The 9,622-nt window shown below is 73.9% G+C and carries 9 protein-coding genes and 1 pseudogene; all 10 read right to left on the reverse strand.

Translation table 11 applies throughout. From position 1 onward, the window contains the following. Nucleotides 1–23: 23 nt before the first annotated feature. Nucleotides 24–527 carry a shikimate kinase gene (locus DLJ58_RS24180; protein ID WP_091401886.1) on the reverse strand — a complete coding sequence of 168 codons (504 nt, stop codon included), beginning with the start codon at nucleotides 525–527 and terminating at the stop codon, nucleotides 24–26. Further along, the gene (gene aroC / locus DLJ58_RS24185) at nucleotides 527–1,705 is read right to left on the reverse strand and encodes a chorismate synthase (protein WP_091401884.1); all 1,179 of its coding nucleotides are present in this window, start codon (nucleotides 1,703–1,705) and stop codon (nucleotides 527–529) included. Before aroC ends, DLJ58_RS24180 begins: the two co-directional genes overlap by 1 nt. A gap of 133 nt (nucleotides 1,706–1,838) precedes the next feature. Next, the gene (locus DLJ58_RS24190) at nucleotides 1,839–2,762 is read right to left on the reverse strand and encodes a glycosyltransferase family 2 protein (protein ID WP_124859579.1); all 924 of its coding nucleotides are present in this window, start codon (nucleotides 2,760–2,762) and stop codon (nucleotides 1,839–1,841) included. After that, entirely contained in the window at nucleotides 2,759–3,433 is a 675-nt protein-coding gene (locus DLJ58_RS24195) for a glycosyltransferase (RefSeq protein ID WP_124859581.1), read from the reverse strand. The genes DLJ58_RS24190 and DLJ58_RS24195 overlap by 4 nt, the downstream gene beginning before the upstream one ends. Beyond that, entirely contained in the window at nucleotides 3,430–3,909 is a 480-nt protein-coding gene (locus DLJ58_RS24200) for a glycosyltransferase family 28 protein (protein ID WP_091401878.1), read from the reverse strand. The genes DLJ58_RS24195 and DLJ58_RS24200 overlap by 4 nt, the downstream gene beginning before the upstream one ends. Nucleotides 3,910–4,123: 214 nt before the next feature. Beyond that, nucleotides 4,124–5,386 (reverse strand): phosphotransferase, encoded by a 1,263-nt coding sequence (locus tag DLJ58_RS24205; RefSeq protein WP_124859583.1) that lies wholly within the window; start codon nucleotides 5,384–5,386, stop codon nucleotides 4,124–4,126. Then, nucleotides 5,383–6,285 carry a sulfotransferase domain-containing protein gene (locus DLJ58_RS24210; RefSeq protein ID WP_112668645.1) on the reverse strand — a complete coding sequence of 301 codons (903 nt, stop codon included), beginning with the start codon at nucleotides 6,283–6,285 and terminating at the stop codon, nucleotides 5,383–5,385. Before DLJ58_RS24210 ends, DLJ58_RS24205 begins: the two co-directional genes overlap by 4 nt. An 8-nt stretch (nucleotides 6,286–6,293) precedes the next feature. Further along, nucleotides 6,294–7,934: a lipopolysaccharide biosynthesis protein gene (locus DLJ58_RS24215; protein ID WP_124859585.1), complete on the reverse strand. Its 1,641-nt coding sequence runs from the start codon at nucleotides 7,932–7,934 to the stop codon at nucleotides 6,294–6,296. After that, complete coding sequence (locus tag DLJ58_RS24220; protein ID WP_244219107.1) at nucleotides 7,931–9,226, reverse strand: O-antigen ligase family protein; 1,296 nt, start codon at nucleotides 9,224–9,226, stop codon at nucleotides 7,931–7,933. Before DLJ58_RS24220 ends, DLJ58_RS24215 begins: the two co-directional genes overlap by 4 nt. Nucleotides 9,227–9,288: 62 nt before the next feature. Next, nucleotides 9,289–9,622 (reverse strand): annotated as a pseudogene (locus DLJ58_RS24225) (CpsD/CapB family tyrosine-protein kinase); the annotation flags it as partial.

Below are 9,622 nucleotides of genomic sequence, written 5' to 3' on the forward strand. Positions count from 1 at the left end.
GCGCGGGGGGGCGGGGGCTGACGTCAGCGCGGGAGCAGGGCGGCGACCTCGGCGACGACCTGCGCCGGGGCCCGGCCGTCGGTGACCACCGTCTCGGTGGCGACCTCGGCGTAGAGCGGCCGGCGCTGGTCCAGCAGGTGCTTGAGGGTGGCCCGTGGGTTGATCGCCAGCAGCGGCCGGCCGGCGCCGAGCCCGACCCGCCGCACCGCGTCGGGCAACTCGACCGAGAGGTGCACCACCCGGTGCCCGATCAGGGCCGCCCGGGTCTCCTCGGCCAGCACCGCGCCGCCGCCAAGGGCGAGCACACCCGTGCCGCCGGCCAGCGCCGCGGCCACGGCGGCCCGTTCCAGGGTACGGAAGTGCGCCTCACCCTCGTCGATGAAGATCTCCGGGATCGGCTTCCCGGCCATCTGCTCGATGTCGGTGTCGGTGTCGCGGAACTCCACACCGAGGGTGGCGGCGAGCGCCCGCCCGACGGTGGTCTTGCCGCAGCCGGGCGCGCCGACCAGCACGACGACCGGTGCCATCAGCGGATGACCAGCGCGTCGAGGTACCCGGCCAGGTTGCGGCGGATCTCGGCGATCGAGTCGCCGCCGAACTTCTCGGTGGCCGCCTCGGCCAGCACCAGCGCCACCATCGCCTCGGCGACCACCGCCGCGGCGGGCACCGCGCAGACGTCGGAGCGCTGGTTGATCGCGGTGGCCGGCTCGCCGGTGGTGACGTCCACGGTGGCCAGCGCCCGGTTCAGCGAGGAGATCGGCTTCATCGCGGCGCGGACCCGCAGCGGCTCGCCGGTGGTGATGCCACCCTCCAGCCCGCCGGCCCGGTCGGTGACCCGACGGACGCCGGTGGCCGACGGAATGATCTCGTCGTGCGCCTCGGAGCCGCGGGAACGGGCCTGCTGCCAGCCATCGCCGATCTCCACGCCCTTGATCGCCTGAATGGACATCAGCGCGGTGGCCAGCCGGGCGTCGAGCTTGCGGTCCCACTGCACGTGGCTGCCCAGCCCCGGTGGCACCCCGTACGCCAGCACCTCGACCACGCCGCCGAGGGTGTCGGCGGCCTTCTTCGCGGCATCGACCTCGGCGACCATCAGGGCGCTGGCCTCCGGGTCGAGGCAGCGCAGCGGGTCGGCGTCGATCCGGGCCGTGTCGGACGGCGTGGGACGCAGCCCGGGCTTCGCGGCCACCGGGCCCAGCTCGACGACGTGCGAGACGATCTCGATGCCGAGCGCCTGACGGATGAGCGCCTTGGCGACCGTGCCGACGGCCACCCGGGCGGCGGTCTCCCGGGCGCTGGCGCGTTCCAGGATCGGCCGGGCGTCGGTGTGGCCGTACTTCTGCATGCCGGCCAGGTCCGCGTGGCCCGGCCGGGGACGGGTCAGCGGGGCGTTACGGGCCTGCCGGGCCAGCTCGTCGGGGTCGACCGGGTCGGCGGCCATCACGGTCTGCCACTTCGGCCACTCGGAGTTGCCGACCCGGATCGCCACCGGGCTGCCCAGGGTCACGCCGTGCCGCAGGCCGCCGAGCAGCTCGACCTCGTCCCGCTCGAACGACATCCGGGCACCCCGCCCGTAGCCCAGCCGTCGACGGGCCAGCTCGTCGGCGATCTCGGTGGTGGTCACCTCAATGCCGGCCGGCACCCCCTCCAACATCGCGACGAGGGCGGGACCGTGCGATTCACCTGCAGTCAACCAGCGCAACACAGCGGTCAGTCTGTCACGGGGGGCCACCGGCGCGGCGCGCTCCCCGTCGCGTCCCGCCCAGCGGACGCCGCCGCCCGCTGAACTGGACGTCCTTTGCTCTGCACCCGCCAATGCGACGCTCGGCGGCGGCGGCTCAGATCCCCCGACCGCGCTTGTGCAGGGTGCGCAGCACCGCGTCGGCCCGGACCACCCGACCGGCGACGGCGAGGGCCAGGTAGGCGCGTGGCTCGCGGGGGTTGCTCCGCAGGGTGCGCCGGGCCCAGCGCAGCGCGCCCCGGCGGTCGCCGGAGGCGGCCTGGGCGAAGGCGATCTGCCCGGCGACACGGGCCTCGCCGGCCGGTTGACTGGCGAACTCCGGGTAACGCTGGAGCAACCACTGCAACGCCTCGGAGATGGTGTCCCACCGCTGCGCGAAGTACGAGCGCTTGTGCCAGCGGACCAGCACCGACGGCGTCCGCAGGTTGATCAGCGGCGCGCTGCGCGCGGCCCGCAGCAGGAACTCGTAGTCCTCCGCGTAGCTGCCCGGGATCTCCTCGTCGACCAGCCCGAACCCGTTGCGCAGCGCGGTGGCGCGGATGAGGAAGGTCGACGGGTGCAGCTCCGTCATCCGGTCGCGCAGCAGGTCGTCCAGGGTGATCCGGTCCTTGTCGAGCACCCGGTCGACGGTGTGCCCGTCGTAGTTGACCCGGATGCCGCAGCAGACGAATTCAGCGGCCGGATCGCCGGCCAGCGCGTCGACCTGGGCGGCCAGCTTGGCGGGCAACCACTCGTCGTCGTCGTCGCAGAACGCGACCAGCTCACCCTCGGCCGCGAGGGTGCCGCTGTTGCGCGCACCGGCCAACCCGGGGGTACGGGCGTTGCGGATCACCCGCACCACGCGGGCCGGGCCGCTCCCCAGCTCGGTCAGCGACTCGTCCGGCGCGGACTGGTCGAACACCACGACGACCTCGATCAGGCCCGGGTAGTCCTGTGCCAGGATCGCGCGCACCGCGGCCCGCAGCAGCTCGGGGCGGTCCCGGGTGGGCACCACGACGCTGACGGTCGGCTGCTGGGTCATCGAATCTCCTTCGTACCCGGGCGCGGCCGGGACCAGGCCCGCCGCCGGGGTGGGCGCGGGATCGAACGGGCCACCAGGTCGTCGACGATCTGCCCGACCCGGGCCACCGCCGCCCGTCGTGCCTCGTGTGCCTCCGGGTCGGCGGCCACCGCGTACCGGGACGGGTCGGCCACCCCGGCGGCCAACGCGTCGTGCAGGGCCTCCCGGGTCTCGCACAGCGCCACCAGCCCGGCGGCGCCGAGCCGGCGGGCGAAGAGGAGCTGGTGGTTGTCGACGTGCTCACCGCGAGCCGGATCGCGGGGCACCACGATCGGCAGGTGGCCGTGCCGGCGGGCCTCCAGAATGGTCGCCGGGCCACCATGGCAGACCACCAGGTCGGCATCGATCATCGCCTGTTGCAACGCGTCGTGGCCGAGGAACGGCACCGCGCCGCTCAGCTGGGGCGCGGTGGTGTGCCCGTGCTGCACGGTCAGCCCGATCGGGCCGGCGGCCTGCGCGTGCCACTGCGCCAACCAGTCGACGAGCCGGTCGAAGGGGTGCTTGTCGGTGCCCACCGCGACCAGCAGTCGGAGCTGGGCGACCGCCGAGCTGTCGCGCTGGCGCGGCAGGCGTGCCGCCTCGGTGGCCGGCCGGGGTTGCGGACGCCGGGCGGTGCCCGTCTCCCCGGTCACAGCAGCGTCCCGACGACAGTCGCCTCGGGGTACTGCCGGCGCTGCTCATCCCACTGCACGAGCATCGCGGACAGGAACGGCCGGCAGAGCCGAGCGGTCAACGTCGGGGTGTCGATCCGGTCGTACACCTCGATGTAGACGGTCGGGATGCGCCGCAGCCGGGCCAGCACCACGAACGGCACCGCGACCCCGGCTCCGGTGGTGACCACGGCGGCGACCCGCCGGGCCCGCAGCACCTGCCAGGCCAGCAGCGCGTTGCGCAGCAGGTTCGGCACGTTGCGCGTGGTCGGGTGGTGCGCCGGCACCAGGTCCTCGCCGGCCAGCAGCGACACCGCCTCCGGGGTGTCGAAGGTGACCCAGCAGCGCCGCCACTGTTCGTACCAGGGCCGCAGGGCCAGTAGTTGGGCCAGATGGCCGCCGCTGGAGCCGACCAGCAGCAGCACCGGCGCCCCACTGTCGTCGTTGTTCGTGTCCACGCGACTCCCCACAAGTTCGCTTGGAATTTCAGTTCACGCCAGGCAGAAGCAGATCACACGTTTCCCGGTCGTTGAATAGCGCGACCGGCCGAGATGACGATCTCCACAGCGGGCGGTGCGGCGCACCGAACGTCCGAGGTCCATCGATAGTCATCACCACCTGCGATTATGTCGTCACTCTGCGGCGCACCGCCGCCGCCGCGATTCCTCCAGATCAGCCGCTATGTCTTTTCTCGATGACGTCCAGGAGTGCGGGATGCAGGGCGGCGTTCCAGCCCGCGCCCGCGTCGGCCAACCGCCACGTCCGCAACCACATCTCCACCAGGTACGCGTCGGCCACGAGCCGGCGCTGCGCGGCGTCGAGGCCGAGCCGCTCGCCGTGCCGGCTCAGATATCCGTCCACGGCCACCGCGGCGGCGGCGGCCGGCTCCCCGCGCAGCACGAGGGCCCGCTGGAACGCGTCGTGCGCCAGGTCGAAGCCGACCGGCACGTCCGGACCGCTGTGCTCCCAGTCCCAGGCGACCAACCGGCCGGCGTGCCAGCCCAGGTTCCACGGCACCCAGTCACCATGCCAGTGACCGAACTCGACCCTGGTGTCGCCATGCCGGCGGGCCAACGCCGAGACCGCGGCGACCGCCCGCGCACCGGCCGGCTCGGTCGCGGCGGCCCGGCCGGCCTGATCGGCCAGCCGGCGCAGGAAGGTCGAGTCGGCCAGCGGTCGAGGTGTGCCCGCCGGGCCGCCCCGCCGGGCGACCGCGAGCAGCGCCGCGATCCGGGGCGGGTCGTCCACCGGCACACCGCGTACCGCCGGGGGCAACGGCTCGATCACCGCGACCACCTGGCCCGCCCACGACGTCTCGGTGAGCAGCCGCGGCGGCGTCGGATGGTCGGCGACGCCCACCACCTCGCGCAACGCCCGCAGCGCCGCCGCCTCCGCGCTGACCAGCGCGCGGGTCGCGTCGTTCCAGCCGATCTTCGCGTAGCCACGCGGACGCCCGTCGGCAGTGAAGAGTTGCAGGGTGGGCTTGCCGTTCGGGTCGGGTGGGCGGACCCCGAACGCGGCCAGCAGCGGCGTGGCACCCAGGTCGGCGGAGAGCCGCTCGCTCAGCAGCAACTCCGCGGCCGGCACCCCGGCCGGCACCGAGACGGTCAACGTGGGAAAGGGCGCGAGCCCCACCCGACCGAACCGGGCCAGCCCACCGAGCACCGCCCGCAGTGCGCGCACCTTCGGTGGCCGCAGGGCGTTGTACGCCAACAGGGACGCCGCCCCGGCCCGGGGCGCGCCCAACGGCACCAGGAACCGGGCCCGGGCGATCGACGGCACCACCGCGTACCGGGCCACCGCCTGGTGACCGGCCGGCGGGGCGCCGGCCACGGTCAGGCCGACCCGGTCGTCCGGGAAGACCGCGCGGCTCACCCAACCCAGACCGTCCACCCGCGAACGCGGGTCGGGGGCCGGGCCCACCCCTGTCGTCACGCCGCCCGGTCCGCCCAGTCGAGGTCCAGCCCGAGCCGTTGACGCAACGCGTCGTTGTACGGCCGGTAGTAGTCGGTCAGCTCAGCGCGCACGCTCGGCTCCAGCGGTGCCGAGCGCCGATCGTTGTAGACCTTGAAGTTGGGCAGGTCGTACGCCGGCAGACCGAGGAAGTCCAGGGTGCGTCGGTAGGTCGCCCGCGAGTCGCGGTACAGGTCCTCGCTGGGCAGGAAGAGGATCTGCTCCCGGGCGAAGCGCTCCAGCCACGGCTCCAGGTGCTCCAGGTAACGCCCCCGGGCCCGGTACGTGTACCAGTCGTACGGCTCACTGAACGACTCCGGCTCGGCGATCAACCGCTCCCGCTCCCCCGCCGTGCGTTCCGGCTCGGCAGCGAGGGCGGCGGCGAAGTCCAGTGGTTCGATGCCGTGGGTGCGGCGTTCCTTCCAGTGCGAGTACGCCCGCTCCACCGGGTCCCGCAGCAGCACGATGAGCTTCACCGTCGGCATCAGCGCGGCGACCCGCTGCGCGGCGAGCGGGTGGAACATGTACAGCGGGGCCGCCTCACCGACCCGGACCGGGCCGCCGTGCCGCTTGGCCAGGGCCTCGCGCTGCCGCTCGGTCGGGAAGTGCGAGCGGTACCAGGCTTCGCCGCGACCCCAGTGCTCCTCGAAGTAGTGCGCCGACTTCGTGTTCCACGCGGGGAAGAGCCGGGGCACCAACGGGTGCTGGATCAGGTAGTTCCACAGGGAGGTGGTGCCACCCCGTTTGGTCCCGATGATCAGGAAGTCCGGCAGCGGCCGGCGGTCGCTGGTGCGAACGCCGTAGTCGACGAGCGACTCCTTCACCCGGGTGGTCACCTGGGTCGGAACCAACTGCTTGACCCGGTCACGGATGGACACCACGACGAACCTCACCTGCCTCTCGTCGATGCCGAGGTGGGCTCGGCGACCGTGGCCGCGTTGTCCCCTCCACGGATCTGCCTCATGGTCCCCCGGATGCCGGCGCGCACCCGGGGCAACGTCAACATGCCGACGCAGCCGGTCAGCAGCACCGCCAAGGCCACCGCCAGGCCGGGCAGGCCGCGACCGCCCACCAGCACGCCGGCCCCGGCGGCCAGGCCCACACCGGCGATCGTGGCCGCCGCGGCACGCACCATCGCGGCGTCGAACAGCGGCTCCCGAACCACCGACCGGGCGAATCCGGCGGCGGTGAGGTTCTCGGTGGCGATGCCGGCCGCCCAGGCCACCGCCGCGCCCGTCGCGCCGTGCTGGGGGATCAGCAAGAGACCCAGCGAAACGGTCATCGTCAACCCGGCCACGGTGGCGACCAGGTGCAGCCCGCTGCGCCCGCCCATCAGGAGCAGGCTCTGCACGTTGCCCACTCCGGTGTTGACCAGCATCGCCAGCGCGAGCACCGTCATCGCCGGCACACCGGCGGTGAACTCCGGCCCGAACAGCTGGAGGAAGGCCAGCGCGAAGACCGCCAGCAGCAGGTACACGGGCCAGGAGAGCACCAGCCCCCAGGTGGTCAACTGCCGGTGCACGGCCGCCGCCGCGGCCCGCTCGCCCCGCCCGAGCAACCGGGACAGCTGCGGCGACACCGCCACCCGCAGCCCCTGCATGGCCAGCTGACCGGCCAGCACGTACCGCCCGACGGCGCCGAACACACCGGCGTCCGCCGGCCCGGCCAGCACCGAGGTGAGCAGTACACCCACCCACATGCTGCCGGCGTCGATGGCCGCCGAGGCAGCCCGGGGCAGCGCGAAGCGCCAGAACGTGGACCAGTCGGTGCGGTGCGGACGCAGCGCCGCGCCCCGGCCCAGCCCGAGCGGGCCGGCGACGAGGGTGAGACAGGCCAGCAGCGCCAACGCCGCCGGCACCAACCAGCCGGTCATGCCGGCGAGCAGGCCACCACCCGCCAAAGCGGCCCCGCCGACCAGCACCGGGCGGGCGACCGGCAGAAGCAGGAACTGCACCCCGACGTACGCCCGGATGGGCCGCACGCAGCGCAGCGTGGCCAGCAGCAGGGTCATCGCGACCACCACCGGCACCGCGGCGAACGTGACGGTGAGCAGCGCCTCGCCGCTCGCGCCGGAGCCGCCGCCCAGCAGCCGGGGCGCGAGCGCGTCGGCGGCCAGCACGCCCACGCCGGCGACCAGCAGCCCGGTCAGCAGCGGCGGGATCAGCGCCACCGGGAGCACCCGGGCGGCGTCGCCGCGCACACCGGCGCTGCGGCGGGGCAGGGCCCACATCAGACCGGTCTCCGCGCCGAGCGTGCAGATCGCGGTGGCCACGGTGACCACCCCGATCGCGGCGAAGAACGCGCCCGCGCCCGCGGGGCCGTAACCCCGGGTGATCACGACCGCCAGCACGAACCCGAACAAGCCGCTGGTGGCCGCGCCGAGCAGTCCGGCCACGCCGCTACGCGCGCTGCGGCGGGTCTCGGCCGAGCCGCCGTCCCCGGCCGCCGACGGCGCGGCCTGATCCTCGGCGGGGGCGGGCGTCGGCCGGCCCTCGTTGGCACCGGCCGACGGTCGGGTCGCGGCGGTCACGCGGGCACCGGCGCGGTCCGCGCGGGCGGCGACGACCCGGCCAGCCGGGTCAGTCGTTCGCGTTCGGTGAGCGCCATCGCGAAGGCCACCGCGAAGAACGCGACCGCCAGGTTCTGGTTCGCCATGCCGTAGAACGGGACCTGCACGAGGCAGACCACCGGCACCACCGCCAGCCACTGCCCGGCCGCCGACGTCGCCCGCGCGCAGATCACCGCCGCGGCGACGAACCACGCCAGGAAACAGATGAGCGCGGGTACGCCGTGGCTGAACAGCACCATCCACAGCTGCCCCTGGGTGCCGATCGGCGCAGCCGCCGACACGGTGTCGACGTTCACCGGTGCGCCGTAGCCCAACCAGGGAGACTCCTGCACCCGGCGGATCACCTCGCTGTAGAGCGAGAGGCGGTCGGTGTTGGTGTCGCTGGAGTCGACCCGCCTGCTGATCAGCTCGGTGATCGGGATGAACAACGTGGCCAACCCGCCGATCACCACGACCCCGACGATGGACGCGGCCACCCGGACGTTGCCGCGCAGGCTGGCCCGCACCCCCAGCACGGCCAGCCCGGCACCGAGGCTGAGGAACATCGCCCGGTTGAGGGTGAGGAACGCCGGCGCCAGCGACAGCGGCAGCGACGCCAGCAGCGCCCAGCGCAGCAGCCCGTGCCGGCGCAGCATCGCGAAGGCCACCACGCAGGGCAGGGTCATCGCGTACGCGCTGCCGTAGTTGTTGGTGTATGCGAACGGCGCGGCCGGCCGATAGATCGGGTTGAGCGAACGGGCACTGTACTCAGCGGTGGTGAGGTGCACCATGTCCTGGATGAACGGGGTGCCGGCCACCCCGCCGGGCAGCAGCACCTCCATCGGGGTCGTCATGGCCAGCCGGGGCACCAGCACCCCGAGCCAGCCCAGCGCCACCAGCCCGAACCAGAACGCGCAGAGCGGGGTGAGCACCGCCACCAGGCTGGCGCGTTCCCGGGCGGCCGCGTAGACGTAGACGCCGACCACCAGCGCGGTCAGGTAGAAGGCAAGCCGCAGGGCGAACGTGAGCAGCGAGGCGGGCGACGACAACTGGGTGGCGCTGACCACCACGATGGCGAGGAAGAGCAGCCAGATGCCGGCCGCCGGCGGCAGCGGCACGCGCCCCCGCGTGAGCAGCAACGCGAACAGCAATGCACCCAGCAGCGGCCAGCCGAGGTAGAACGCACCGAACAGCCACCAGAGCGGCACCAGACCGAACATCATCGACAGCGGCCAGAGCGGCAGTTGCGGCGGCGCGGACGGCGGCACCGGCACGGGCTCCTGCGGAGCGCCTCCGGGTGGTGGTTCGGTCGCCGGGGCGCGGGTCACCGACACGCTCAGGCCCGGCCGTTTCGGGTGAGCACGAAGCCCAGCGGGGTGACCCCGGCGGCGCGCAGCCGCTCCACCAGACGTCGCAGGTCACTCTGCCGGGTGCGGTCCCGCTCCACGACGACCACCGCGCTGCCCTGCCGGGCCACGGCCACGCCACGCTCGTCGGACTCGGCCGGCGGGGCGTTGAACAGGACCAGGCCGTGGTCCGCGCCCTGCCGCCAGGTGCCGAACCGGACACTGCCCACACCCACGACGACCTCGTCGGGGGTGGCGACGCGACTGTTGTCCGGGCGGGCGGACGACACCCTCGGCAGCGTCAGGGTGGCATCGGGGTCGGTG

The sequence above is a fragment of the Micromonospora arida genome (assembly GCF_003857035.1).
Taxonomy (GTDB): domain Bacteria; phylum Actinomycetota; class Actinomycetes; order Mycobacteriales; family Micromonosporaceae; genus Micromonospora; species Micromonospora arida.